Below are 25,767 nucleotides of genomic sequence, written 5' to 3'. Positions count from 1 at the left end.
GTGCTGTCTGATCTTCTAGCCGGGGCGGTCGCCGACGCGGAAGCGCGTCGCGTCACCCGTTCCTTCGACGTCGTCCAGGCGGCGGCCCTCATCCGGGCGCCGGCCATCGATGCCCTGTCGGTGCTCGCCCCGGCGCCACGCGTCAAGATCATCGCCGAGGTCAAGCGGGCCAGCCCCTCCCGGGGAACCCTGGCCGAGATCTCCGATCCCGCGGCACTCGCCGTCTCCTACGAGTTCGGCGGCGCCAGCGCGATCAGCGTCCTCACCGAGGGCCGCAAGTTCCTCGGGTCGCTCTCCGACCTGGAGCAGGTGCGTTCGGCCGTGCAGATTCCGGTGCTCCGCAAGGACTTCATCGGGCTTCCGTACCAGGTCTTCGAAGCCCGGGCCGCGGGCGCCGACATGGTGCTGCTGATCGTGGCGGCCCTGGACCAGGCCACACTGGTCTCCCTGCACGACCTCGTGCGCGAACTGGGCATGACCGCCCTGGTCGAAACCCACAGCGCCGACGAGGTCGACCGAGCCCTCGATATCGGCGCGAGCCTGGTCGGCGTGAACGCCCGCGACCTGACGACCTTCGAGCTGGACCAGGACCTGTTCGGCCGGCTGGCCGGCCGGATCCCCTCCGGCGTTGTCCGGGTCGCCGAATCCGCTGTCAAGACGGCCGCGGACGTGGCACACTATCGCGCGGCCGGCGCCGACGTCGTGCTCGTCGGCGAAGCCCTCGTCACCAACGATCCCATCCGCACCCTCACCGAATTCCTGGCGGTTTGAATGTCCTCCCCACTCGACTCAGAATCCCTCCGGGCGCAGGCGGGCCCCTACTTCGGTGAATTCGGCGGGAGGTTCGTGCCGGAATCCCTCGTCGCGGCCCTCGACGAACTCACCAGCGAGTACGCGCTGGCCCGTCAGGACCCCGCATTCGCGGCCGAGCTGACCGAACTGCACCGCAGCTACACCGGTCGGCCCTCCATCATCACCGAGGTGCCGCGGTTCGCCGCGCACGCCGGCGGCGCCCGCATCATCCTCAAGCGGGAAGACCTCAACCACACCGGCTCGCACAAGATCAACAACGTGCTCGGGCAGGCCCTGCTGACCAAGCGGATCGGCAAGACCCGCGTGATCGCCGAGACCGGCGCCGGCCAGCACGGGGTGGCCACCGCCACCGCGGCCGCCCTGTTCGGCCTCGACTGCGTGGTCTACATGGGCGAGGTGGACACGGAGCGGCAGGCCCTGAACGTGGCACGGATGCGCCTGCTCGGTGCCGAGGTCGTGTCGGTCACGACCGGCTCCCGCACCCTCAAGGACGCCATCAACGAGGCCATGCGCGACTGGGTGACCAACGTCGAGACCACCAACTACATCTTCGGGACCGTGGCCGGCCCGCACCCGTTCCCGGCCATGGTGCGCGACTTCCAGAAGATCATCGGCGAGGAGGCCCGCCAGCAGGTCCTCGACCTCACCGGCCGCCTGCCCGATGCTGTCACCGCCTGCGTCGGCGGCGGCTCCAACGCCATGGGCATCTTCCACGCGTTCCTGGACGACCCCGACGTCGCCCTGTACGGCTACGAGGCCGGCGGGGAGGGCGCGGAAACCCTCCGCCACGCCGCGACGATCACGAAGGGACGTCCCGGCATCCTGCACGGCGCGCGCAGCTTCCTCCTGCAGGACGAAGACGGCCAGACCGTGGAGTCGCACTCGATCTCCGCCGGCCTGGACTACCCGGGCGTCGGCCCGGAGCATTCGTGGCTGGCGAGCATCGGCCGTGCCACCTACCTGCCGGTCACGGACGCCGAGGCGATGAGCGCCCTGCGCCTTCTCAGTCGAACCGAGGGCATCATCCCGGCCATCGAGTCGGCACACGCCCTCGCCGGAACCCTCGACCTCGGCAAAAAGCTCGGCCCCGACGCCACCATCCTGGTCAACCTGTCCGGCCGCGGCGACAAGGACATGGAAACCGCGGGTCGGTACTTCGACCTGCTCGACAAGGGCGCGGAACAGCTATGAGCAACTCGGCAGTGACAGGCAACCCGGCAACAGGCAACCCGGCAGCGCGCCACCCGGCAGCGGGCGGCAGCACGGTCGAGGCCACCATCGCGCGGCGCCGCTCCGAGGGCGGCGGCGCCCTGATCGGGTATCTGCCGGTCGGATTCCCCACGCTCTCCGAGAGCATCGACGCGGCCGTGGCCCTGGCCGACAACGGCGTCGACATCCTCGAGCTCGGCCTGCCGTATACCGACCCGGTGATGGACGGCCCGGTCATCCAGGCCGCAACCCAGAGGGCCCTGGCGAACGGTTTCCGGCTGCGCCATGGCATCGAAGCCGTGGCCGCGATCACCGCGCAGGTCGACGTGCCCGTGTTGGTGATGACCTACTGGAACCCCATCGTGCAGTACGGGGTCGATCGTTTCGCCGATGACCTGCTCGCCGCGGGCGGCGCCGGCCTGATCACGCCCGACCTGATTCCCGACGACTCGGCGGACTGGGTCGCCGCGAGCGAACGCACCGGTCTCGACCGGGTGTTCCTGGCCGCTCCGTCCTCCTCGGACGCCCGCCTGAAGCAGGCCGTCGAGGCGAGCCGCGGCTTCGTCTACGCCGTGTCCACCATGGGGATCACCGGTGCCCGCGGCGACGTCGACTCCGCCGCCCGCATCCTGATCGACCGGCTGCGGGCCGCCGGCTCGACCAGCGCGTGCGTCGGCCTCGGCATCTCCACGCCGGAACAGGTTCGCGAGATCCTCGGCTACGCGGACGGCGCCATCGTCGGATCCGCCCTCGTCAAGGCGCTCTCCGACGGGGGAGTGCCGGCAGTCGCCGCCCTCGCCCGTGAGCTCGCGGCCGGCGCGCGGGAGATCCGGCCCGCCAGCTAGGGTAAATTGACCCCGGCGGTCGATCGTTCGCCCCCGGGTGGCCGACGCCACGATGAAAGGTAGTCCCCAGGTGTTTATACCTCTGAGCATTCCGAGCCCGAGCCCCGAGTGGAGTTCCTTCACGCTCGGACCGTTCACCATCCACGCCTACGCCCTATGCATCCTCGCCGGGATCATCGCGGCGACCGTGATGACCTCCCGCCGCCTGACCCAGCGCGGCGGCGAGCCGGGAGTGGTCCTGGACATCATTCTCTGGGCGGTACCGCTCGGAATCGTGGGCGCCCGGTTCTACCACGTGCTCACCCACCCCGGCGACTACTTCTACGAGGGCGCCGACCCGCTGGAGGTCTTCGCCATCTGGAACGGCGGCAACGCCATCTTCGGAGCGCTCCTCGGTGGGGCCGTCGGCGCGTTCATCGGCTGCCGCATGGCCGGGGTGCGCTTCTGGTCTTTCGCCGACGCCCTCGCTCCCGGCATGCTCGTCGCGCAGGCCCTGGGACGCCTCGGCAACTGGTTCAACCACGAGCTCTTCGGACTGCCGACCACCCTGCCCTGGGGACTGCAGATCGAATCTACCAACCAGGCCTTCCCCCTCGGGCTGCCCGCCGACACCCTGTTCCACCCCATGTTCCTCTACGAGATGATCTGGAACTTCCTCGGCGTCGCCGTGATCCTGCTGCTCGAACGCAAGCTCACCCTGCGCTGGGGCAAGGCCTTCGGCGTCTACCTGATCTGGTACGGCGTCGGGCGTAGCTTCTTCGAGTCGATCCGGGTCGATCCGAGTGAGATCTTCCTCGGCATCCGTACCAACATCTGGGCTGCCTTTGCCGCCATCCTGCTCGGAATCATCCTCATCGCGGTGCAGACCCGACGCCACACCGGCGTCGAGGTCAGCCCCTATGTTCCGGGCCGCGAGTGGAAGGGCTCCGACGCTGAGGTAGAATCTGATGAGTTTGACTCGGACTCAGAGGATCACGGTGATGAAGCCGCAACCCCCGCCGAATCTGACGACGTTGCAGCCACAAGCACCAGCAACTCGCGCCTCTAGGCCCAGGTAGCCTTCAGCCTGGACCACGGCTTGTGTCCCGGTATGACGGGCCGCCGCGCACATGTATACCTGAGCGGGCCAGCGTCGTCCCCACTTGCCAGTCATCTTCCTGAGGACGGTCCCATGCCGCAAACACCCCTCTTCTCGCGCTTCAGCAGTGTGCCGGAGTCGCAAGGACTGTACAACCCTGCCGACGAACGCGATGCCTGTGGCCTCGCCATGGTGGCCACCCTGCGCGGGTCCGCCGGGCATGACATCATCACCCTCGCCCTCGATGCGCTCCGCAACCTCGAGCACCGCGGCGCCGTCGGGTCCGACGCCGGCACCGGTGACGGGGCGGGCATCATCACGCAGGTCCCCGATGAATTCCTGCGCGCCGTCACCGACTTCGCCCTGCCGGTCGCGGGCCGCTACGCGGTCGGCAACGTGTTCCTGCCGACCAACCCAACCGCCAGGAGTGGCATCAAGCGTCAGATTTCCCGGATCGCCCTGGAAGAGGGCCTGGTCATCCTGGGCTGGCGCGAGGTGCCGGTCCGCCCCGACGAGGTCGGCAACCTGGCCCGCGCGGCGATGCCCGCGATCCAGCAGCTGTTCGTGCAGAGCAGCCGGACGACGGAGGCCGGAGAGACGCTGGGCGACATCGCCCTGGACCGCCAGGCCGTGCGGCTCCGGAAGCGTGCCGAACGCGAATTGGAGATCTACTTCGCCTCCCTGTCGTGCCGGACCATGGTCTACAAGGGCATGGTCACCACGCTGCAGCTGGAGCCGTTCTACCCTGACCTGTCCGACCCGCGTTTCGTCTCGAAGCTCGCGCTCGTGCACTCCCGGTACTCGACGAACACGTTCCCGTCCTGGCCGCTGGCCCAGCCATTCCGCATGATCGCCCACAACGGTGAGATCAACACGGTGCAGGGCAACCGCAACTGGATGCAGGCGCGCCAGTCCCAGCTCGAATCCGAGCTGCTCGGCGACCTCGCCCCGCTGCTGCCGATCGTCACCCCCGGTGGCAGCGACTCCGCCTCGTTCGACGAGGTCGTGGAGCTGCTCAGCCTCTCCGGGCGTTCGCTCCCGCACGCCGTGATGATGATGGTGCCGGAGGCCTGGGAGAACCAGACCGACCTCGACGAGGATCGCCGCGCGTTCTACGAGTACCACTCCATGCTGATGGAGCCGTGGGACGGTCCGGCGGCCATCGTCTTCACCGACGGTTCGCTCGTCGGCGCGACCCTGGACCGCAACGGGCTGCGCCCCGGCCGGTACCTGATCACCGATGACGGCCTGGTCGTACTCGCGAGCGAGATCGGGGTGCTCGACATCGACCCCGCGCGCGTGGTGCGCAAGGGCCGGCTCCGTCCTGGAAAGATGTTCCTCGTGGACACAGTCGCCGGAAGGCTGATCGAAGACGACGAGATCAAGGCTGAACTCGCCGCCAGCGAACCCTGGGGCACCTGGCTGGATGCCGGACGGATTAACCTGAAGGACCTGCCCGACCGGGAGCACATCGTGCACCCGCCGGCATCCGTCGTGCGTCGCCAGCGCACGTTCGGCTACACCGAGGAAGAGGTGCGGATCCTGCTCGCACCGATGGCCCGCACCGGCGGGGAACCGCTCGGCGCGATGGGCTCCGACACTCCCATCGCCGTGCTCAGCGACCGGCCGCGGCTGATCTTCGACTACTTCACGCAGCAGTTCGCGCAGGTGACCAACCCGCCGCTGGACTCGATCCGCGAGGAGGTCGTCACCTCGCTCCGGCTCGGTCTCGGCCCGGAGCGCAACCTGCTGTCGGTCGGCCCCGAGCACGCCCGGCAGGTCGTGCTCGACTTCCCCGTCATCGACAACGACGAGCTGGCCAAGATCCAGCACATGGACCCCGTCCCCGGCAGCCGCACCACCACGACCATCCGCGGCCTCTACCGGTTCGAGGACGGCCCTGACGCCCTCGCCGCACGCATCGAGGAGATGTGCGCCGAGGCCGACGCTGCCATCGACGAGGGCGCGATGTTCCTCGTGCTCTCGGACCGAGATTCCAACAAGGATTTCGCGCCGATTCCGTCGCTGCTGATGATCGCCGCCGTGCACCACCACCTGATCCGCACCGAGAACCGGATGAAGGTCGGCATCGTGGTCGAGGCCGGTGACGTGCGCGAGGTGCACCACGTTGCCCTCCTGATCGGCTACGGCGCCTCCGCGGTCAACCCGTACCTCGCGATGGAAACCTGCGAGGACCTCGTGCGCAGCGGATTCATCACCACCGGCACGCCGGAGCAGGCCGTGCGCAATGTGATCAAGGCCCTCGGCAAGGGCGTGCTCAAGATCATGTCCAAGATGGGCATCTCCACCGTGTCGTCCTACGCCGGCGCCCAGACCTTCGAGGCTGTCGGCCTCAGCCAGGACTTCATCGACCAGTACTTCACCGGCACCACCAGCAAGCTCGGCGGCATCGGCATCGAGGTCATCGCGGCCGAGAACGAGGCCCGGCACGCGGCGGCGTACCCGGAGGACGCGGCCGTCACCGCCCACGAACGCCTCGCGACCGGCGGCGAGTACCAGTGGCGCCGGGAAGGATCCCCGCACCTGTTCAACCCGGACACCATCTTCCGGCTGCAGCACTCCACCCGCACGCGCCGCTACGACATCTTCCGCGAGTACACCAAACTCGTCGACGACCAGGCGTCGAGCCTGATGACCCTGCGCGGCATGTTCACCTTCAACACCGGCAAACGGCACGCCGTACCGCTGGACGAGGTGGAATCCGTGGCGTCGATCGTGAAGCGTTTCGCGACCGGGGCCATGAGCTACGGCTCGATCTCGGCCGAGGCGCACGAGACCCTCGCGATCGCGATGAACCGTCTCGGCGGCAAATCAAACACGGGCGAGGGCGGCGAAGACCTCGACCGCCTGCTTGACCCCGAGCGCCGCAGCGCGGTCAAGCAGGTGGCCTCCGGGCGGTTCGGCGTCACGAGCATGTACCTCTCCCACGCCGACGACATCCAGATCAAGCTCGCCCAGGGGGCCAAGCCGGGCGAGGGCGGCCAGCTGCCGCCGACCAAGGTCTACCCGTGGATCGCCCGCACCCGGCACGCGACCGCCGGGGTCGGCCTGATCTCGCCGCCTCCCCACCACGACATCTACTCGATCGAGGATCTCAAACAGCTGATCTTCGACCTCAAGCGCGCGAACCCCGAGGCACGAATCCACACCAAGCTGGTCAGCCAGTCCGGCATCGGAGCGGTGGCCGCCGGGGTGGCCAAGGCACTCTCGGACGTGATCCTGATCTCCGGCCATGACGGCGGAACCGGGGCGAGCCCGCTGAACTCACTCAAACACGCGGGCACCCCGTGGGAACTCGGCCTCGCCGAGACCCAGCAGACCCTCATGCTCAACGGCATGCGCGACCGGGTCGTGCTGCAGGTGGACGGCCAGTTGAAGACGGGCCGTGACGTCATCATCGGCGCCCTGCTCGGCGCCGAGGAATTCGGTTTCGCCACTGCTCCCTTGATCGTGGAAGGGTGCGTGATGATGCGCGTCTGCCACCTCGACACCTGTCCCGTCGGCGTCGCCACCCAGAACCCGGAGCTGCGAAAGCGGTTCACGGGCAAGGCGGAGCACGTGGTCAACTTCTTCGAGTTCATCGCCCAGGAGGTGCGGGAGTACCTCGCCGAACTCGGATTCCGCAGCCTGGACGAGGCCATCGGGCACCGCGAGGTCCTGGACGTGAACGGTGCCCTCGCCCACTGGAAGGCGTCGGGGCTCGACCTGGCTCCGATCCTGGTCGGCCCTGACTTCTCGGCCGACGAGCCGCGCCAGTCCGGCCGCGAACAGGAACACGAACTCGAGCTCCACTTCGACAACGAACTCATCCGGCAGAGCGCCAGTGTGCTCGAACACGGCGGCCAGGTCAGGATCACCCTGCCCATCCGCAACACCGAACGGGCCGTCGGCACCATGCTCGGGCACCGGGTCACCATGCGCCACGGTGCACAGGGCCTGCCCGCCGGGTCGATCGACGTCACCCTGACCGGCAGTGCGGGACAGTCGTTCGGCGCCTTCCTTCCCGGTGGCATCACCCTGCGCCTGGAGGGCGACTCGAACGACTACGTCGGCAAGGGGCTCTCCGGCGGACAGATCACCGTGCGACCCGACCGGGGCAGTCTGTTCCCGGCCGAACAGAACGTGATCGCCGGCAATGTCATCGGCTACGGAGCCACCCAGGGCAGCATGTTCATCCGCGGCATCGTGGGGGAGCGGTTCCTGGTGCGCAACTCCGGTGCCACCGCCGTCGTCGAGGGGGTCGGGGACCACGCCCTCGAATACATGACCGGCGGACTGGCCGTCGTGCTGGGTGAGACCGGGCGCAACCTCGGGGCCGGCATGTCCGGGGGAACGGCCTACGTGTACGGCCTCCGCACCGAGAACGTCAACCGCCAGGCCCTCGACTCGGGCGAACTGACGCTGCTTCCGCTCGGCGGCGCCGACCGTGAGATCGTTCAGGACCTGCTCGAACAGCACCGGGACCAGACCGAGTCGGTTCTGGCGTCGCGGCTGCTGTCCGACCTCGAAACCACCATGTCCACATTCGTCAAGGTGCTGCCGCGCGACTACGCGGCCGTCCTGGCCACCAGGCAGAACGCCGTCACCGAGGGGCTCGACCCCGATGGAGACGTTGTCTGGAGCCGCATTCTGGAGGTAACCAATGGCTGATCCGAAGGGATTCCTCAAGACGACTGAGCGTGAGCTTCCCGCGCGTCGTCCCGTGTCCGTGCGACTCATGGACTGGAAAGAGGTCTACGAGCAGGGTGATGCCGCGCAGCTGAAACGCCAGGCCGGACGGTGCATGGACTGCGGCGTGCCGTTCTGCCAGCAGGGCTGCCCGCTGGGCAACATCATCCCCGAGTGGAACGACCTCACCTGGCGGGACGAGGGCCGGCAGGCCATCGAACGCCTGCACACCACCAACAACTTTCCGGAGTTCACCGGGCGGCTTTGCCCCGCGCCCTGCGAGTCGTCGTGCGTGCTGGGCATCAGCCAGCCGCCGGTCACCATCAAGCAGGTCGAGGTGTCCATCATCGACCAGGCGTTCGCCAACGGCTGGGTCCAGCCGCAGCCGCCGGGACGGCTCACCGGAAAGACCGTTGCCGTCGTCGGCTCCGGCCCGGCCGGCCTCGCGGCGGCCCAGCAGCTCACCCGCGCCGGTCACACCGTGGCGGTCTTCGAGCGAGACGACCGCATCGGCGGGCTGCTGCGCTACGGCATTCCCGATTTCAAGATGGAGAAGAGGCACCTCGAGGCCCGCCTGGCTCAGATGACCGCCGAGGGCACCCGCTTCCGTGCGGGCGTGAACATCGGCGTCGACCTCACCTGGGCCGACCTGCGCGCCCGCTACGACGCCGTCGTGATCGCCACCGGGGCCATGGTGCCACGCGACCTGCCCGTCGCCGGCCGTGACCTCCCCGGGGTGCACTTCGCCATGGAGTACCTGGTCCAGCAGAACAAGGTGGGCGCCGGCGACACCGTCGACCAGCAGATCACGGCTGAGGGCAAACACGTGGTTGTGCTCGGGGGCGGTGACACCGGAGCGGACTGCATCGGCACGGCACACCGCCAGCTCGCGGCATCCGTCACCAATCTCGCCATCGGACGTCAGCCCGGCACGGACCGCCCCGAGCACCAGCCGTGGCCCCTGTCGCCGACGCTGTTCGAGGTGTCCAGCGCCCACGAGGAGGGCGGCAGCCGCGAATTCCTGGTGTCGACGGTCGAGTTCCTGGCCAATGAGGCCGGCGAGGTGCGCGCCATCCGCGTGGCCGAAACCGAATTCCTGGACGGGCGCCGCGTGCCGAAGGCCGGAACCGAACGTGAGATTCCCGCGGATCTCGTGCTGCTGGCGCTGGGTTTCACAGGCCCGGAGTCCCGCGACCTCGCCGATCAGCTGCACATTCCGGTCGATGGTCGGAGTAATGTCGAACGTGACGACAATTACCAGACGAGCCATGAAGGCGTTTTCGTTGCCGGTGATGTCGGCCGCGGTCAGTCACTCATCGTCTGGGCGATCGCTGAAGGCCGGGCTGCTGCGGCAGCGGTCGACAAATTCCTCGAAGGCGAGACACAGTTGCCTGCTCCGGTCAAACCGACGGATCATGCCTTCGCAATCTGATTGGTCACTGATCCAGTGAGTCAATTCCAAGAGATCCACCACCCCGTGGTCTCCCGTTCCACAACAGAAATCATGCGCCCAAACAGCGCGGAAACCGGAGTTTTTTCAGAATGAGACGCGCCAAAATTGTCGCCACGCTCGGGCCGGCAGCATCCAGCTACGATCAAATTCGAGCCCTTATTGATGCCGGTGTAGATGTCTGCCGGATGAACCTGAGCCACGGGGACTACCAGGTGCACGAGGGCGTTTACGCCAACGTGCGCAAGGCAGCGAACGACTCCGGCCGCGCAGTCGCCGTCATGGTCGACCTGCAGGGGCCGAAGATCCGTCTCGGCAAGTTCGAAGGCGGCCCTTACGAACTGGCCGTCGGAGACATTTTTAAGATCACCACCGAGGATGTCGTCGGAACGCGCGACCTGTCCGGCACGACCTACAAGGGTCTGCCCCAGGACGTCAGGCCGGGCGACTTCCTCCTCATCGACGACGGCAAGGTCAAGGTCGAGGTCGTGGCCACGAACGACACCGTCGTCACCACCACGGTCATCGTCGCCGGCCCCGTCTCCAACAACAAGGGCATCAACCTGCCCGGAGTCGCCGTCAACGTGCCCGCCCTGTCCGAAAAGGACGAGGCGGACCTGCGCTGGGGCCTCCGCCTCGGAACGGACCTGATCGCGCTGTCGTTCGTCCGTGACGCCGCCGACATCACTCGCGTGCACGAGATCATGGAAGAAGAGGGCCGTCGTGTCCCCGTCATCGCCAAGATCGAGAAACCGCAGGCCGTGGAAAACCTCGAAGGCATCGTCGACGCCTTCGACGCCATCATGGTCGCCCGTGGCGACCTGGGCGTCGAACTGCCGCTCGAGGCCGTCCCGATCGTGCAGAAGCATGCCGTCGAACTGGCCCGCCGCATGGCGAAGCCGGTCATCGTGGCCACGCAGATGCTGGAATCGATGATCCACAGCCCGGTCCCGACGCGGGCCGAAACGTCCGACGTCGCGAACGCCGTGCTCGACGGCGCTGACGCGGTCATGCTCAGTGGTGAGACCAGCGTCGGCGAATACCCCGTCGTGACGGTCCAGACGATGGCGCGCATTGTTGCGTCGACGGAGGACCACGGACTGGAGCGCATCGCCCCGCTGACGAACAAACCCCGCACCCAGGGTGGCGCGATCACCCTCGCAGCCATCGAGGTCGCCGAGTTCGTCGAAGCGAAGTTCCTGTGCATCTTCACGGAGTCCGGCGACTCGGCAAGGCGGATGTCGCGTCTGCGGTCGAAGATCCCGATGCTGGCCTTCACGCCCGAGCCCGGCATCCGCCGTCGCCTCGCGCTGACCTGGGGAATCCAGACCTACCTGGTGGACCGGGTCACGCACACGGACGCCATGTTCGGACAGGTGGACGACATCCTGCTCGGGCAGGGCCTGGCTCAGCTCGGTGACAAGGTCGTCGTCATCAGCGGATCCCCTCCCGGAATCGCCGGTTCCACGAACGACATCCGTGTGCACCGCGTCGGCGATGCCCACAATGAAGTTCACCCGGCGTACGCCAAGAGCTGACACCTCTCCTGGAAAGGCCCCGCACCCCGTGTCACACGGGGTGCGGGGCCTTTCTTGAGGATCCGGCGTCAGCGCTGCACGCCGGCGGGCACCATCAGGGCGCGCTCGGCGGGGAGGGTCGTTCCCAGCGCCAGCGCGGCCGACACGGCGTGCGATTCCCGGCTCCGCCGGGTGAACGGGTCGAGGTCGGCCAGGCGGGCCGGATCGGACAGGTCCGCGATGCACGCGAGCTTCACCGTGAGCACGATCGGGTCGGCCAGGATCTGCTGCAGGGAGATCCCGTCCGTGTCCTCGTCGATGTTGCCGAGGGCGCTGACGGCCATCAGGAGGCGGTTCGGCAGGAACGCGCGGAGGTCGCTGAGGGTGGCGACCGAGTTGACGAGGGTGTCGTGCAGCACGGCGACGAGCCTGTTGTCGTCGCTCGCGAGGGCATCCATCACGCGAAGCGGATGCTCGATGGCCAGCCGACCGAAATCGTCGCGGTGGCTGGAGTACGCGACGCGCGCGAAGTGGATGGCGTCGTCCAAAAGTGTTGTCACGGGGCATCCTCTGTTCGGGTCGAGTACGCGGTTCAACAGGTCTTTTCGTTGCTCCACCCTATTGCGGATGCCGCAGCCCAGACTGGGGGCAGACGTGGGCACCCGAATCTGATACTGAGTATTCCGCAGTTCGACTCGCCGATTTGAGTCGTCGCCCGCCGGAGTTCTGCACGCACCGCCTCACCGGGTGGACACCCCGTTCCCCTTCGGTGTCGCCCCGGTGAGACTGTGCGCGTGAACACTCCGAAAGGAGCGTGAATGGTTGGCTCCCCATGGCGACTGCGGGCCCTCCGACCCGGTAGCGTAGACATGTCCAACCGAGATTCACGTTATCACCTGTTAGACATGTCCAACGCCGATTCGGCGTCCCCCGAAGGGGGTTGCCGTGGCGCAGTGAGTGGGGAACACAGCCTGAGGTACGAAAAGCGCACGGAGCGGGCGCGCGACCTGGTAGCCGCCCTCCACCTGCCGCATCCTTTGACGGCGGAGCTGCTCCACCGGCACATGGAGGGGCTCCGGGGGAAGACGATCGTCATCCGCCCCGCCAGCACGCGCCTGGTCGAGTCCGGCGTCTGCGGGCTCTGGATCGAGGTCGCCGGTGAGAATTTCGAACGTATCCATCACGCACCGACGGATTCGGCGGTTCACCGCCAGCAATTCATCAACCACGAATTCGGCCACATGATCCTCCGTCACGAGAAGGAACTTCTGCCGATCGAACGGGTCGCCCTGCTGGCGCCCCTCATCCCGCTGGACGCCATCGCCTATGCGCTGTCCCGGAGCAGCTTCACCGACGACCAAGAGGCCCTCGCGGAGGCGATCGGGGATCGGCTGGCGCTGATCATGCTGGAGGACGAGGCGGATGCCGCCAAGGGCCCCCAAACCGGATTCGGCAGGGTGCTGTGATGCAGACCGCCCTCCTCGCCGTTTCCGCGCTTCTGTGGGTCACCGCCGGCTTCTGCCTGCCCTCGGTCATTCGCGGTCGGCGGCGGACGTTGTTCTGGTTTCTGACCGCGTTCGCCACGACCATGTCCCTTCAGCCGCACGTCATCTACAACGCGGTGGACGCCCTACTCGGCGGCGTCAACGTGCCGTACTTCATCTTCCACGCCACGGCGATCGTGGCGATAACACTCCTCGCTGCGCTCGTGGGGGAGGCGGTATCCGGTGAACGACTGACCGAGCGACGCAAGCAGGTCAGCGCCGCGGCGGCCGCGGCGATCATCGCCGTCCAGGCCATTCTGTTTTTCGGCAGCGACTGGCACCTTGTCCGGGAGATCCACAAGTCGTTCCCGACGCGGTGGGACTTCGCCGCATACTCCGCCACGACCTGGATCGCGATGGCCCTCTTCTCCATCTCGGTGGGGTACGCCTGCCTGTCGGACCTTCGACGCCAACGGCGCACGGTGACCCGCGTGTCGCTTGCGTTTGTGGCCTTCGGATGCTGGTGGGTTCTGGTCTACGCGCTGCTCAGCATGTTCGATGCAGCGGAACTGATCCTCCTCAAGGAGACCGCTTTCCAGGTCTGGTCGCGCCCGGTGTACCACCTCGCCCTCCTCACCGCGCCGATATCCCTGGCCGTCGGCCTGGGCCTTACCGCGACAGCGGACGCGATCCAATCCGCGCGCAAAAGCGTTCGGCACCGCGAGTTGCTGTGGCGAATCACGCCTCTCTGGGAACGTCTCCTGGCGGACTCGCCGGAGCTGAGCATCGAGCGCCGGCTCACCTGGCCGATGCTGCTCATCGTCAGGGATCCCCGTGCCCACCTGTATCGGCGCTACGTCGAAGTCCGCGACAGCCTGCTCCTCAACCCCGGTCAGGCCGTCTCCCCGGCCGAGCGGGCGCTGATCGAGGACATCGAACGCCACGTCCGGGCGACGGCGACCCGCCGCCCGGTTAACCACCCCGAGGTTCTCGAAGGGGGCGGGCGATCGTGATCAACCCCGGAACATCCCACGGCTCGCTGAACCCGGCCGGCGAACCCGTCAGCCCGCAGCTCGAACTGGCCCGCAAACTGAACCTGCTGCTTGATGTCGTCGTCGCCGAGGGAAACACTCCCCATACGTACAAGCAGATCGCCGCGGGCCTGGAAGCGCGGGGCCTCTCGCTGTCGCGCGCCCGGTGGGCCTACATGATCACGGGGGACGGCCCACTGGTCACCGACGCCGACCTGCTCACCGGGATCGGCGAGTTCTTCCGCATCCCGCCCAAGTACCTGCTCGGGTCGGGCGACCTGCCGGAACGGGTCGACGCCCAACTGGTCTTTGTGAAGAGCCTGCGCGCCAAACGCGTCGTCAACTTCGCGGCCCGGGTGCTCGGGGATGTGTCACCGGAGACGCTTCGGTCGATCACGGCGCTGCTCGAGGAGGACATGTCCCGGGACGACGTCACGCTGCCCGGCGTGCGCGACTAGCAGGCGACGAGCGCCCGCCACGCGTCACTGACCGGGGGTTTCACTACGTGGTGTTGGTACCGGTGGTGGGACTCGAACCCACACGTCCTTTCGAACAAAGCATTTTGAGTGCTCCGCGTCTGCCATTCCGCCACACCGGCTCACAACACCTGGATCAGAATACCGTAGGCTTTCACCCGTGACCGACCAAGATTCCACCCCAGTACCTCCTCGGCGCGTTGTCGTTGCCGAGGATGAGTCTCTCATCCGCCTCGACATCGTCGAGATCCTCCGTGACGCCGGATTCGAGGTGGTCGGTGAAGCCGGCGACGGAGAAACCGCCGTCGCCCTGGCCACCGAGCTTCGGCCCGACCTCGTCATCATGGACGTCAAGATGCCTCACCTCGACGGCATCTCCGCGGCCGAGCGCATCACGAAGGCCCACATCGCGCCCGTCGTTCTGCTGACCGCGTTCAGCCAGAAGGAACTCGTGGAACGTGCGACGGAGGCCGGTGCGCTCGCCTATGTCGTCAAGCCGTTCACTCCGAACGACCTGCTGCCCGCGATCGAGATCGCCCTGTCCCGGTACAGCCAGATCATCACCCTCGAAGCCGAGGTCGCGGACCTGGTCGAGCGGTTCGAGACCCGCAAGCTCGTCGACCGCGCCAAGGGGCTCCTCAACGAGAAGATGGGGCTCACCGAGCCGGAATCGTTCCGTTGGATCCAGAAGGCGTCCATGGACCGCCGGCTCACCATGCACGACGTCGCCCAGGCGATCATCGAGCAGCTGAGCGCCAAGAAGTAGCACCAGTACCCGAAGCGAACGGAATCTCGGCCGGCCGAGCAGCCCCCTCTCGTGGGCTGCTCGGCCTTTCGCGTTCCTACTTCATTCCGGACCGGTCCTTGATCAGGTTCGTGATCCGGATGGTCGAGCAGCGGCGTCCCTGGTCGTCGGTCACCGCGATCTCGTGCGTCGTGAGCGTGCGGCCCAGGTGCACGGGCGTACACACTCCCGTGACGTAGCCGGAAGTCGCCGACCGGGTGTGCGTGGCGTTGATCTCGATCCCCACCGCCAGACGGTCCGGCCCTGCGTGCAGGTTGGCGGCCATCGATCCGAGCGATTCGCCCAGGACCACGTAGGCGCCCCCGTGCAGGAGCATGGCCGGCTGGGTGTTGCCCTCCACCGGCATCCGTGCGACGGCCCGGTCGATCGTGAACTCGACGAACTCGATGCCCATCTTCTCGGCCAGTGAGCCGGCTCCGCGCTGCTGGACCCACTCGAGTGCATCCGTGGTCTTCTGGATCATATTCACCTTCGGTCGCTGCACCTGCCCACGCCGGATGACGCTTGTAGGCTGTCTCTGTGTCAGATTCCGAAAAGCCTACCCTGATGATCATCGACGGCCATTCCCTGGCCTACCGGGCGTTCCACGCCCTCCCGGTGGACAGTTTCCAGACCCGCGACGGGCAGCACACGAACGCCATCCACGGCTTCCTGTCCATGCTGCTCAGCCTGCTGCGCACCGAGAACCCCACTCACATCGCCGTGGCCTTCGACATCTCGCGATACTCCTTCCGCACCCGCGAGTATGCGGAGTACAAGGGCACGCGGGCGAGCACGCCGATCGAGTTCATCGGGCAGGTGCCGCTGCTGCAGGAGGCCCTGGCCGCGATGAACATCAAGACCCTGACCAAGGAAGACTACGAAGCCGACGACATCCTCGCGACGCTGTCCGTCCGCGGCTCCAGCGAGGGCTTCCACGTCCTCGTCGTCTCCGGCGACCGGGACACCATCCAGCTCGTCAACGAGAACGTGACCCTGCTCTACCCGGCCAGCCAGGGCGTATCGGCCCTCACCCGGTACGACCCGACCAGGGTGCGGGAGAAGTACGGGATCGAACCGGCCCAGTACCCGGATGTCGCCGCCCTCGTCGGCGAAACCAGCGATAACCTGATCGGCATCTCGAAGGTCGGCGAGAAGACCGCCGTGAAATGGCTGGGCCTCTACGGGAGCCTCGACGGCATCCTGGAGCACGCCGAGGAGATCAAGGGCGTCGTCGGCAACAACCTTCGGGAGCAGAAGGAAAACGCGATCCGCAACCGGCGCCTGAACCACCTCGTCACCGACCTGGACCTGCCGGTCGAACTGCCGGACCTTGCGCGATCCACCATCGACGAGCCCGCCGTGCGTGACGTGTTCGGACGGCTCGAATTCAGGACCCTGCTCGAGCGCGTGATCAAGCTCGAGGGGGCCGGCGGTCCCGGTGCTGCCGGCGAGGCCGTCGCGGCCGCGGCGCCGGCCCAGGAACTCGTCCCGGCCCCCCGGGCCCCGATCGCCCAGGACCTGCTGGACGAGGAACTGAGCGCCTGGATCGCTCGGGCCTCCGCCGCTTCCCCGCAGGGCCTCGGCCTGTGCGTCGAAGTGCAGGACGGCCTGGCGATCGGCTTCGGCCTCTCCGGCGGGGCCGAGACCGTCAACCTGCCGTGGCAGCCCGGCCGCGCGGACTACCTGGCGCTGGAGACCTGGCTGGCCAGCGATTCGCCCAAGATCATGCACGACGCCAAGCTCCAGATCAAGGCCCTGCGCCGCAGCGGCATCGACTTCACCGGTCTGGTCTTCGACACCCTGATCGCGGGCTGGCTGCTGCGGCCCGGGGGACCGGACAAGACCCTCGCCCACCTCGTCAGCCGGTACCTCGACGAAACGCTCCCGGTCAGCGACCCGAACCAGCTGGTGCCCGAGGAGACCGAGAACGGCGGAGTGCCGATGGAGGCCTGGTACACGTTCCGGGTCGCCGGAGCCATCGAGGCACTGCTCGACGACGGTTCGCGCAGCGTGCTCACCGCCATCGAGATGCCCACCCTGGTGGCCCTGGCCGACATGGAACTCGCCGGCGTGGCCGTGTCCCACGACCAGCTCTCCGCACTGTCCGCCCAGCTCGGGGAACGCGCGGCTGGGCTCGCAGCCGGCGCGTACGCCGAGATCGGCCGCGAGGTGAACCTCGGATCGCCCAAGCAGCTGCAGGAGGTGCTCTTCGAGCAGCTGGGAATGCCGAAGACCCGGGCGAACAAGACCGGGTTCTCCACGGATGCCGGGGCCCTCGCCGACCTGCAGGCCAGCAACCCGCATCCGTTCCTGGACATGCTGCTCAAGCATCGGGACGCCACGAAGCTGCGCCAGATCGTGGAGAGCCTGGACAAGGCCATCGACACCACCGGTCGGATCCACACCACCTACGTGCAGATCGGCACCACCACCGGCCGGATCTCCTCGACCGACCCGAACCTGCAGAATATCCCGGTGCGCACCGAGGAAGGCCGTCGCATCCGCGCGGCCTTCCAAGCCGGCGAGGGGGCGGAGTGCCTCCTGACCGCGGACTACTCACAGATCGAAATGCGGATCATGGCGCACCTCTCCGGGGACCCGGGGTTGATCGAGGCGTTCAACGCGGGCGAGGACCTGCACCGGTTCGTGGGCGCGAGCGTGTTCGGGGTAGCCCCGGAGGACGTCACGAACGAGATGCGCTCCAAGGTCAAGGCCATGTCCTACGGACTCGCCTACGGGCTGAGCGCGTTCGGCCTGTCCCGGCAGTTGCGCATCGACACGAAGGAAGCCAAACAGCTCATCACGGACTACTTCGCCCGCTTCGGCGCCGTGCGCGACTACCTGCGCAACGTGGTGGAGCAGGCCAAGGTCGACGGGTATACCGCGACCATCTTCGGGCGGCGCCGTCCGTTCCCCGAGCTGCACAGCACCAACCGGGCACTGCGCGAGAACGCGGAACGCGCCGCCCTCAATGCCCCGATCCAGGGGTCTGCCGCCGACATCATGAAGATCGCGATGAACGGCATCAAGGAGGACCTGCTGGAGGGCGGTCTGGAATCCCGCATGCTTCTGCAGGTGCACGACGAACTGATCTTCGATGTGGCGCCCGGCGAATGGGACGCGCTTCGCCTGGTCGTGACGCACCAAATGGAGACGGCGGCCGACCTGCTCGTGCCGCTCGAGGTGCAGGTAGGACGCGGCGACAACTGGGACGCGGCCGCGCACTAATGACCGTGGGCCGGGGGATTCCCCGGCGCACGGTGTTCTAGGCTCGGTTCATGACAACCGACAACCAGCGCATTTCCGCGCGCACTCCGACGGCGATCGACACGATCGCCGAGGACTGGGTGGACACCGTCGTCGAACTCGACCCGACGGTCGGCACCTACATCGGCCGCGCGGAGGCGAACGGCCGTTTCGGCGATTATTCCCCGGCCGGCCTCGAGCGCCGCGAGGCCGAGGCTCGGGCCGTCATCGCCCGCCTCGATGCGGCCATCCCGGTCGACGACGTCGACCTCGTCACGCGCGCGGACCTGCGCAGTGACCTGGCCCTCGACGTGGAGAGCGCCGAGGCAGGGCTGCCGCTGCGGGATCTGAACGTGATCGCTTCGCCTGCCCAGGGCATCCGTGAGGTCTTCGACCTCATGCCCACCGGCACCGTCGCCGACTGGGACAACGTGTCCGCGCGCCTTCGCGCCGTGCCCGCGGCGATCGACGGTTACATCGAGACCCTGCGCCTCGGTATCGAGCGGGGCAGCATGCCCGCCCGGCGGCAGGTGCGGGAGGTCATCCTGCAGGCCCGGCACCACGCCGCGAACGACGGCTTCTTCGCCCAGTTCGTAGCGGAGGCCACCCTCGACCAGGGCCACCTGCCGGCGTCGCTCGCCAAGGACCTCGCGACGCGGGCGCGAACCGCCGCCGCAGCCTACGGAACCCTGGCCGACTTCCTCGGCCGCGAACTCGAGGGTGCCGCGCCCGAGCGCGACGCCATCGGCCGGGAGCTCTATGCCCTGCAGTCACGGCGCTTCCTGGGTGCTTCGATCGACCTCGATGAGACGTACGAGTGGGGGGTGGAAGAACTGGCCCGCATGGTCGCCGAGCAGGAGAGCGTCGCCGACCAGATGCTTCCCGGGGCGAGCGTCCAGGAAGCCATCGCGTTGCTCGACACGGATCCCAGCCGCAAGCTGCACGGCACCGACGCCCTGCAGAAGTGGATGCAGGAGACCAGCGACCGCGCCGTCGCCGAACTCTCGGAGACCCAGTTCGACATCCCGAACGAGATCAGGCGCCTCGAATGCATGATCGCTCCCACCCAGGAAGGCGGCATCTACTACACCGGGCCAACGGACGACTTCTCCCGGCCGGGCCGGATGTGGTGGTCCGTTCCGGTCGGCGTCACCGAGTTCGACACCTGGCGCGAACTCACCACCGTCTACCATGAGGGCGTTCCGGGACACCACCTGCAAATCGGCCAGGCCGTCTACAACCGGGCGAAGCTGAACACCTGGCGCCGCCAGATGGCCGGCACCTCGGGCCACGCGGAAGGTTGGGCGCTTTACGCCGAACGCCTGATGGAACAGCTGGGCTACCTGGACGACCCGGGGGACCGGCTCGGCATGCTGGATGGGCAGCGGATGCGCGCCGCCCGGGTCGTGCTGGACATCGGCGTGCACCTCGAGAAGCAACGGCCGGACGGCTCCGGCCCCTGGACCGCGGACTACGCCTTCGATTTCCTGGGCCAGAACGTCAACATGAACGCGGGTTTCGTCAAATTCGAGGTCAACCGGTACCTGGGCTGGCCCGGGCAGGCGCCCTCGTACAAGGTGGGCCAGCGCATCTGGGAGGAGTTGCGGGACACCTACGCTGCGCGGGAGGGCGATGCGTTCTCGATCAAGGAGTTCCACCGCAAGGCGCTGGACCTGGGCGGGGTCGGACTGGACACCCTCCGGGCCGCCATGCTCGGCACTCTTCCGGGTGGATCGCGGTAGATTCAGGGCAGGCTCGGCGGTTGCCGGGCGCTCCCGCAAACCGCTAAGCTTGACTGTCACGTTTGTGACGAAATATCCGCTGCCATGCGCGGAGTACCGCAACGAACTCTTTCTGCGTATGGCCCGACTTATGTCCATCCTGGAGCAACTACTACATGACAAACGCAACGACCGAACGGGCACCCAAGCAGGTCGCCATCAACGACATCGGATCTGCTGAAGACTTTCTTGCCGCGGTCGAAAAGACTCTGAAATTCTTCAACGACGGAGACCTCATCGAGGGCACCGTTGTGAAGATCGACCGCGACGAGGTTCTCCTCGACGTGGGCTACAAGACCGAGGGTGTCATCCCCTCCCGCGAACTCTCCATCAAGCACGACGTTGACCCCTCCGAGGTCGTCAAGGTCGGCGACCTGGTTGAGGCCCTCGTTCTTCAGAAGGAAGACAAAGAAGGCCGTCTCATCCTGTCGAAGAAGCGCGCTCAGTACGAGCGTGCATGGGGCGACGTCGAGAAGATCAAGGAATCCGATGGCGTTGTCACCGGTTCGGTCATCGAGGTTGTCAAGGGTGGCCTCATCGTGGACATCGGTCTCCGTGGCTTCCTTCCGGCCTCGCTCATCGAGCTGCGCCGCGTTCGCGACCTGACCCCGTACCTGGGCCAGGAGATCGAGGCCAAGATCCTCGAACTCGACAAGAACCGCAACAACGTTGTGCTGTCTCGTCGTGCCCTGCTCGAGCAGACGCAGTCCGAGAGCCGCACCACGTTCCTCAACAACCTCCAGAAGGGACAGGTCCGCAAGGGCGTCGTCTCGTCAATCGTCAACTTCGGTGCGTTCGTTGACCTGGGTGGCGTTGACGGTCTGGTTCACGTCTCCGAACTCAGCTGGAAGCACATCGAGCACGCCAGCGAGGTCGTCGAGGTTGGCCAGGAAGTCACCGTCGAGATCCTCGAGGTCGACCTCGAGCGCGAGCGCGTGTCGCTGTCCCTCAAGGCCACGCAGGAAGACCCGTGGCAGGTCTTCGCCCGCACCCACGCCATCGGTCAGGTTGCACCGGGTAAGGTCACCAAGCTCGTTCCGTTCGGCGCGTTCGTTCGCGTTGCCGAGGGCATCGAGGGACTCGTCCACATCTCCGAGCTCTCCGGCAAGCACGTCGAGCTCGCCGAGCAGGTCGTTTCGGTCGGCGACGAGGTCTTCGTCAAGGTTATCGACATCGACCTCGAGCGTCGCCGCATCTCGCTGAGCCTCAAGCAGGCCAACGAGGGTGTCGACCCCGAGGGCACCGAGTTCGACCCGGCGCTCTACGGAATGCTCACCGAGTACGACGACCAGGGCAACTACAAGTACCCCGAGGGCTTCGACCCGGAGACCAACGAGTGGCGCGAGGGCTTCGAAACCCAGCGCGAGAAGTGGGAGCAGGACTACGCTGCAGCCCAGGCTCGCTGGGAAGCACACAAGAAGCAGGTCGCTTCCGCGAACGACGAGATCACCGCCGTCGGCGATGTCCCGTCCGCCGCAGGCTCCTCCTTCTCGAGTGAGACGGCCGGCGCCGGCACGCTCGCGGACGATGAGGCCCTCGCAGCACTGCGCGAGAAGCTCTCCAGCTCCAACTAGTCACACCGCACGACCAACAGGCCGGTCCCCTTTGGGGGCCGGCCTGTTGGCTGTTAACGCCTGCCTACTGATTCATCTCCTCGCACGTCGGCCTTCCTCCACAATGCGGGTCTGATCCTGTTGTGCACAGGGCACGCGCTGGCGGGCGGATTCAACGGGCACTGTCAGTGGGTGCCCGTAACGTGACTCGCATGAAGCCCTCGTTCATCGAACAGCAGGAGACACGCGGTGAGTACTTCGACGCCATCCGCGAGGCCCACGGCAATCTCGCCCAGGACGCTGCCGCACTGGCAGACCTCATCGACGAGGCCCACCGCTATGCGACGGCGACTGCGGATGCCGCGCCTCGGGTACCAGGGTCCCGGTGGGACGCCGACACGGTCGCCGAGCGGGAGTTCGTGAGTGAGCTCGCCTGCACGATCCGGATCCCGCAACGGTCGGCCGAGACCCTTCTCGCCGAGAGCGCGTGCCTCACCGGTGAGCTGCCGCGAACGATGGCCGCGCTCCGGGCGGGCCAGATCAGCTACCGGCACGCGCAGGTGCTGATGGGGCAGGCCTGGTCCCTGCCGGATGAGACCAAGGCCGCGTTCGAGGAGGGCCTGCTGAAGTCCGCGGCGAACCTGACCGCGTCGAAACTCAAGCACAAAGCACGGACGCTACGGGAGCGGCTGCACCCGGAGACGATCCGGGCCCGGCACCAGGCATCCGTGTCGGAACGCAACGTGTTCTTCGAGCCCGAGGCCGACGGGATGGCGTCGCTGCACTGGTACGACTCCGCGGAGAAGGTGCAGGCCGCGTACGACCGCATCACCGTGCTGGGCCTGAGCCTGCTGGGACCGGACGAAGACCGCACCCTCGGCCGGCTCAGGGCCGACGTGTTCAAGGACCTCATCCTCAACGGGCTGACACCTTCAGGGCTCGGCACGGTCATCCAACCCAAACCGTCGCCAAAGCCGCAATCGGCTCAGCTATTCGTCGTCTGAAACCTCATCGTTGGCCGTCATGTCTATCCAGTCGATTGCCTCTTCTGACAGGGAGAATCCCTCCGGCACGGCGTCCCCAACCCAGGGGGTGTCTGCAGTGGGTTCCCCTGCCACAGCCGTAATCTGATCCAGAACGTCTGGCGGCACGACGTCACCGTTATTGTTGATCAGCCATTGCTGGGTTGTCCAGTCCAGTAGTGGCCACCAGTCCTGAATGCGCATGGCGTTATTCTGACACTCTTCTTTGGATCCCGAGCCAATGAGCAGAACCAATTATCGGACCGCGATTGAGCAGGAACCAGCCCGCGTACCCGCAGGCCGAACTCCATTCAAACTCGCGTCGTTCTGCTGCGGTTCAGCGCGACTCCTCGCGAGTGCGCCGGTAGCGCTCGTAGATCACACGCGAGCCGAACGTCCTGGTCTCGACCAGGTCCAGCCGAATGTTCTTGGTCATCGGCGGCAGGAAGGGCGTGCCGCCACCGACGACGACCGGATGACGGAACATTGACAGCTCGTCGACGAGATCGAGTTCGACCGCCGCCGCGGCCAGGCCAGCACCGCCAATCCCGACGTCCTTCCTGGTCGCGCCGACCGCGACAGCGACCTCCTCGCCCACCGACGCCTCGGCAAGCCGGGCATTGCCAAAAACGCTTTCCAGCGTGCGGCTGAAGACGACCTTCGGGAGAGCATTCCAGACGTCGGCGAACGCGGCACCGAGCTCGTCGTCGCGCATAGACGCATCCGTCTCCCACGGCAACATGGTCTCGTACAGCTTGCGGCCGCACAAAAAACCACCGAGCTCACGGGTCTGCGCAATGTGGAAACGAAACTGCTCCTCGCTCGGAACCGACCACCCGAACGCGCCGTCACGGTCGGCGATAAAACCGTCCACAGAGACGCCCATCGAGTAGATCAGCACGGGGTCACGCTCCTCGCACCGGAACGACGGACCATGATCGCGAGGACGTTCACCAAAGAAAATGACATCCGGCTCCCTTTTTCTGATCGCCAGTCTGCCCCCGGTGGCAAGCCAAGGCGAGAGAACGACTGAACGTCGTGGGCGGTCCAAGCCTCGTCCGCCATCGAAGCTGCGTCGAAGACGCCCAAGCCGAACCCTCAGCGGGAGATGGTTTGCATCAGGGCGTCCAGTGTCAGGAATGCGTTGTCGGAGGTCTTGGGGATTGAACGAAATGCGCCTGATCGGTCTGTGTCCGCTCCGGTCCCGGTGAGATACCGGTCAATGTCGTTGGGGGAGGCAAAGTTGAACGGCTTCAAATGCAATGCGGTGAGCGGTGCGTTGATCTGGAAGGCGATCTTGGGAGCATCCTCGGGATGAAGATCGAGCGCCGCTTCCAAGGTCACGTCCCACTGAGTGGTGGAATTTCTCAACACCATGCAGGTCAGTGGTTTTAGTCTAGGCGGTGGCGAGTTCGGGGAGGATCACCGCCTCGTCGAGGACCTCGATGGGGTTGTTCATGACGGCCAGCTCGAGCATCGAGGCCTCGGAGAAGTAGCGTCTTTCGCCAGCTTCCCACTCGTCGTGCTGCTCGATCAACACCGACCCGGCCAGGCGCAGCAGGGCCGCGGCGTTGGGGAAGACGCCGACGACGTCGGTGCGGCGTTTGATCTCCTTGTTCACCCGTTCGAGCGGGTTCGTGGACCAGATCTGGCGCCAGTGCCGCCTTGGGAAGCCGGCGAAGGCGAGGAGGTCGGGTTGCGCGTCGACGAGCATCGCCGCGACCTTCGGGTGCGAGCGGTCCAGCATCGTGGTCACCTCGCGGAACTGTTTCTCGATGTGCTCGCGGTCGGGTTGGGCGAAGATGGTGCGGATGATCGAGGCGACCATGTCCTGCGATCCCTTCGGCACCACGGCGAGGACGTTGCGCATGAAGTGCACCTTATGCCGACCTCCGGATTATGCCGATGTCGCCGGTGGTGCCCTTATTCCGCGCGGCGAGGGTGCGGTCGCGAAACTGGGCGACCTCGGCATCCAGGCCCGCGCAGATCCGGGACACTTCCGACTTCGAGATCCCGGTGTCAGCACCGAGCGCCTTGACCAGATCGTCGACCTTCCGGGTCGATACACCGTGAACGTAGGCCTCCATCACGACCGCGAACAACGCCTGGTCGACCCGGCGGCGCCGCTCCGACAGCGCCGGGAAGAAGGAGCCGGCGCGCAGCTTCGGGATCTTCAGATCGAGGTCCCCGGCCGTCGTCGTCAACGTCCGCGGCCGGGTGCCGTTGCGGTGGGCGGTGCGGTCGCCGGAGCGTTCGAACGGGGCGGCGCCGATGAACGCGGTCGCCTCCGCATCGATCAATTCTTGATAGAGAGTTTCGGTCGCGACGCGGATTCGGTCGGTGACATCGGTGAGTTTGAGTTCTCCCAGCAGGTCAAGCAGGGCAGACTGGTCTAGAGCCATCGTGTGGTGTCCTTTGTGAGTTCTTTGATCGGTACTCACTGACCATCCCACGGTGGCTCCTCACGTTGACGAAGCAACGCTCAAGAGCGGGAAATCACACCACTCACGGGGACGTAACCGGACAGTCCAGCACCAGTGCCCTCTACGAGGATGACCAACGTCTATCCAATAGACACAAGTACAAGATCGTCTTTGCGTTTCCCAAGTGCCACCGGCTCGGACTCTGCTGACGACATTCTGCCGTCGCGCGTGGGGTCATCCGCTGTCCCGTAAGCCGGACCAACCGCGCACATGACGAGTGAATGGCGGGCCGCGGCGACCGTCTGGTAGAACTTTGTTCCGCATGCCCCGGCAGAAAAAAGTTCGCGCCCAGGCGCGCAATGT

At 66.7% G+C, this 25,767-nt stretch carries 20 protein-coding genes, 1 tRNA gene and 1 pseudogene; 15 read left to right on the top strand and 7 right to left on the bottom strand.

The window, feature by feature from the left end; translation table 11 throughout:
* The 7 genes from trpC to pyk all read left to right on the top strand — a co-directional run bounded on the left by trpC (position 1) and on the right by pyk (position 11,622).
* Positions 1-771, top strand: coding sequence for an indole-3-glycerol phosphate synthase TrpC (gene trpC, locus E3T37_RS10120; protein ID WP_134366661.1), 771 nt, complete (start codon positions 1-3; stop codon positions 769-771).
* The gene (trpB, locus tag E3T37_RS10115) at positions 772-2,004 is read left to right on the top strand and encodes a tryptophan synthase subunit beta (RefSeq protein WP_134366660.1); all 1,233 of its coding nucleotides are present in this window, start codon (positions 772-774) and stop codon (positions 2,002-2,004) included.
* Complete coding sequence (trpA, locus tag E3T37_RS10110) at positions 2,001-2,867, top strand: tryptophan synthase subunit alpha (RefSeq protein ID WP_134366659.1); 867 nt, start codon at positions 2,001-2,003, stop codon at positions 2,865-2,867. The genes trpB and trpA overlap by 4 nt, the downstream gene beginning before the upstream one ends.
* A gap of 70 nt (positions 2,868-2,937) precedes the next feature.
* The gene (gene lgt / locus E3T37_RS10105) at positions 2,938-3,915 is read left to right on the top strand and encodes a prolipoprotein diacylglyceryl transferase (RefSeq protein ID WP_370262436.1); all 978 of its coding nucleotides are present in this window, start codon (positions 2,938-2,940) and stop codon (positions 3,913-3,915) included.
* 123 nt (positions 3,916-4,038) lie between these two features.
* Positions 4,039-8,616 carry a glutamate synthase large subunit gene (gltB, locus tag E3T37_RS10100; protein ID WP_134366657.1) on the top strand — a complete coding sequence of 1,526 codons (4,578 nt, stop codon included), beginning with the start codon at positions 4,039-4,041 and terminating at the stop codon, positions 8,614-8,616.
* Positions 8,609-10,066, top strand: a complete 1,458-nt coding sequence (locus E3T37_RS10095; RefSeq protein ID WP_134366656.1) for a glutamate synthase subunit beta — start codon at positions 8,609-8,611, stop codon at positions 10,064-10,066. The genes gltB and E3T37_RS10095 overlap by 8 nt, the downstream gene beginning before the upstream one ends.
* A 110-nt stretch (positions 10,067-10,176) precedes the next feature.
* A complete protein-coding gene (gene pyk, locus E3T37_RS10090) occupies positions 10,177-11,622 on the top strand; it encodes a pyruvate kinase (RefSeq protein ID WP_134366655.1) in 1,446 nt (481 codons plus the stop codon).
* A 68-nt stretch (positions 11,623-11,690) separates the two neighbouring features.
* Here the strand turns inward: pyk and E3T37_RS10085 are convergent, their stop codons facing one another.
* The gene (locus E3T37_RS10085; protein ID WP_134366654.1) at positions 11,691-12,161 is read right to left on the bottom strand and encodes a hypothetical protein; all 471 of its coding nucleotides are present in this window, start codon (positions 12,159-12,161) and stop codon (positions 11,691-11,693) included.
* A 393-nt stretch (positions 12,162-12,554) separates the two neighbouring features.
* On the opposite strand from E3T37_RS10085, the gene E3T37_RS10080 reads away from it, so the two are divergent.
* The 3 genes from E3T37_RS10080 to E3T37_RS10070 are packed head-to-tail and all read left to right on the top strand — an operon-like array spanning position 12,555 to position 14,574.
* The gene (locus E3T37_RS10080; RefSeq protein WP_134366653.1) at positions 12,555-13,067 is read left to right on the top strand and encodes a hypothetical protein; all 513 of its coding nucleotides are present in this window, start codon (positions 12,555-12,557) and stop codon (positions 13,065-13,067) included.
* Positions 13,067-14,098 carry a DUF6545 domain-containing protein gene (locus E3T37_RS10075; RefSeq protein WP_134366652.1) on the top strand — a complete coding sequence of 344 codons (1,032 nt, stop codon included), beginning with the start codon at positions 13,067-13,069 and terminating at the stop codon, positions 14,096-14,098. Before E3T37_RS10080 ends, E3T37_RS10075 begins: the two co-directional genes overlap by 1 nt.
* Positions 14,095-14,574, top strand: a complete 480-nt coding sequence (locus tag E3T37_RS10070) for a hypothetical protein (protein ID WP_241976133.1) — start codon at positions 14,095-14,097, stop codon at positions 14,572-14,574. Before E3T37_RS10075 ends, E3T37_RS10070 begins: the two co-directional genes overlap by 4 nt.
* A 54-nt stretch (positions 14,575-14,628) precedes the next feature.
* Here the strand turns inward: E3T37_RS10070 and E3T37_RS10065 are convergent.
* A tRNA-Leu gene (locus tag E3T37_RS10065) sits at positions 14,629-14,714 on the bottom strand.
* A 38-nt stretch (positions 14,715-14,752) separates the two neighbouring features.
* Here E3T37_RS10065 and E3T37_RS10060 point away from each other — a divergent pair.
* Positions 14,753-15,358: an ANTAR domain-containing response regulator gene (locus tag E3T37_RS10060; protein ID WP_134366651.1), complete on the top strand. Its 606-nt coding sequence runs from the start codon at positions 14,753-14,755 to the stop codon at positions 15,356-15,358.
* Between the two features lie 76 nt (positions 15,359-15,434).
* Here the strand turns inward: E3T37_RS10060 and E3T37_RS10055 are convergent, their stop codons facing one another.
* Positions 15,435-15,860, bottom strand: coding sequence for a hotdog fold thioesterase (locus E3T37_RS10055; RefSeq protein WP_134366650.1), 426 nt, complete (start codon positions 15,858-15,860; stop codon positions 15,435-15,437).
* A gap of 56 nt (positions 15,861-15,916) precedes the next feature.
* Here E3T37_RS10055 and polA point away from each other — a divergent pair, with 56 nt between their 5' ends.
* From polA to E3T37_RS10035, 4 genes are all read left to right on the top strand, one after another.
* Positions 15,917-18,607, top strand: a complete 2,691-nt coding sequence (polA, locus tag E3T37_RS10050; RefSeq protein WP_134366649.1) for a DNA polymerase I — start codon at positions 15,917-15,919, stop codon at positions 18,605-18,607.
* 50 nt (positions 18,608-18,657) lie between these two features.
* Positions 18,658-20,367, top strand: a complete 1,710-nt coding sequence (locus tag E3T37_RS10045) for a DUF885 domain-containing protein (protein WP_134366648.1) — start codon at positions 18,658-18,660, stop codon at positions 20,365-20,367.
* A gap of 155 nt (positions 20,368-20,522) precedes the next feature.
* On the top strand, positions 20,523-21,980 hold the full coding sequence (gene rpsA, locus E3T37_RS10040; RefSeq protein ID WP_134366647.1) for a 30S ribosomal protein S1: 1,458 nt from the start codon (positions 20,523-20,525) through the stop codon (positions 21,978-21,980).
* Between the two features lie 191 nt (positions 21,981-22,171).
* Complete coding sequence (locus tag E3T37_RS10035; protein ID WP_134366646.1) at positions 22,172-22,963, top strand: DUF222 domain-containing protein; 792 nt, start codon at positions 22,172-22,174, stop codon at positions 22,961-22,963.
* Here E3T37_RS10035 and E3T37_RS10030 read toward each other — a convergent pair.
* From E3T37_RS10030 to E3T37_RS10015, 4 genes and pseudogenes are all read right to left on the bottom strand, one after another.
* Positions 22,949-23,185: a hypothetical protein gene (locus tag E3T37_RS10030; RefSeq protein WP_134366645.1), complete on the bottom strand. Its 237-nt coding sequence runs from the start codon at positions 23,183-23,185 to the stop codon at positions 22,949-22,951. The two genes, E3T37_RS10035 and E3T37_RS10030, sit on opposite strands and share 15 nt — an antisense overlap.
* 133 nt (positions 23,186-23,318) lie before the next feature.
* On the bottom strand, positions 23,319-23,882 hold the full coding sequence (locus E3T37_RS10025) for a dihydrofolate reductase family protein (protein ID WP_134366644.1): 564 nt from the start codon (positions 23,880-23,882) through the stop codon (positions 23,319-23,321).
* A 197-nt stretch (positions 23,883-24,079) separates the two neighbouring features.
* Positions 24,080-24,358: a hypothetical protein gene (locus tag E3T37_RS10020; RefSeq protein ID WP_134366643.1), complete on the bottom strand. Its 279-nt coding sequence runs from the start codon at positions 24,356-24,358 to the stop codon at positions 24,080-24,082.
* 19 nt (positions 24,359-24,377) lie between these two features.
* Positions 24,378-25,383 (bottom strand): annotated as a pseudogene (locus E3T37_RS10015) (transposase).
* Positions 25,384-25,767: the final 384 nt, after the last annotated feature.

The sequence above is a fragment of the Cryobacterium sp. TMT2-10 genome (assembly GCF_004403075.1).
GTDB lineage: Bacteria > Actinomycetota > Actinomycetes > Actinomycetales > Microbacteriaceae > Cryobacterium > Cryobacterium shii.
The sequence above is the reverse complement of the archived record's forward strand: the minus strand, read 5'-3'. Positions and strand labels throughout refer to the sequence as shown.

Bases quoted from the DNA above. Each gene is read 5' to 3' on its own strand.
- trpB (WP_134366660.1), top strand. From the start codon at position 772: ATGTCCTCCCCACTCGACTCAGAATCCCTCCGGGCGCAGGCGGGCCCC.
- trpA (WP_134366659.1), top strand. From the start codon at position 2,001: ATGAGCAACTCGGCAGTGACAGGCAACCCGGCAACAGGCAACCCGGCA.
- gltB (WP_134366657.1), top strand. From the start codon at position 4,039: ATGCCGCAAACACCCCTCTTCTCGCGCTTCAGCAGTGTGCCGGAGTCG.
- E3T37_RS10095 (WP_134366656.1), top strand. From the start codon at position 8,609: ATGGCTGATCCGAAGGGATTCCTCAAGACGACTGAGCGTGAGCTTCCC.
- pyk (WP_134366655.1), top strand. From the start codon at position 10,177: ATGAGACGCGCCAAAATTGTCGCCACGCTCGGGCCGGCAGCATCCAGC.
- E3T37_RS10075 (WP_134366652.1), top strand. From the start codon at position 13,067: ATGCAGACCGCCCTCCTCGCCGTTTCCGCGCTTCTGTGGGTCACCGCC.
- E3T37_RS10055 (WP_134366650.1), bottom strand. From the start codon at position 15,860: ATGATCCAGAAGACCACGGATGCACTCGAGTGGGTCCAGCAGCGCGGA.
- E3T37_RS10045 (WP_134366648.1), top strand. From the start codon at position 18,658: ATGACAACCGACAACCAGCGCATTTCCGCGCGCACTCCGACGGCGATC.
- rpsA (WP_134366647.1), top strand. From the start codon at position 20,523: ATGACAAACGCAACGACCGAACGGGCACCCAAGCAGGTCGCCATCAAC.
- E3T37_RS10035 (WP_134366646.1), top strand. From the start codon at position 22,172: ATGAAGCCCTCGTTCATCGAACAGCAGGAGACACGCGGTGAGTACTTC.
- E3T37_RS10030 (WP_134366645.1), bottom strand. From the start codon at position 23,185: ATGCGCATTCAGGACTGGTGGCCACTACTGGACTGGACAACCCAGCAA.
- E3T37_RS10020 (WP_134366643.1), bottom strand. From the start codon at position 24,358: ATGGTGTTGAGAAATTCCACCACTCAGTGGGACGTGACCTTGGAAGCG.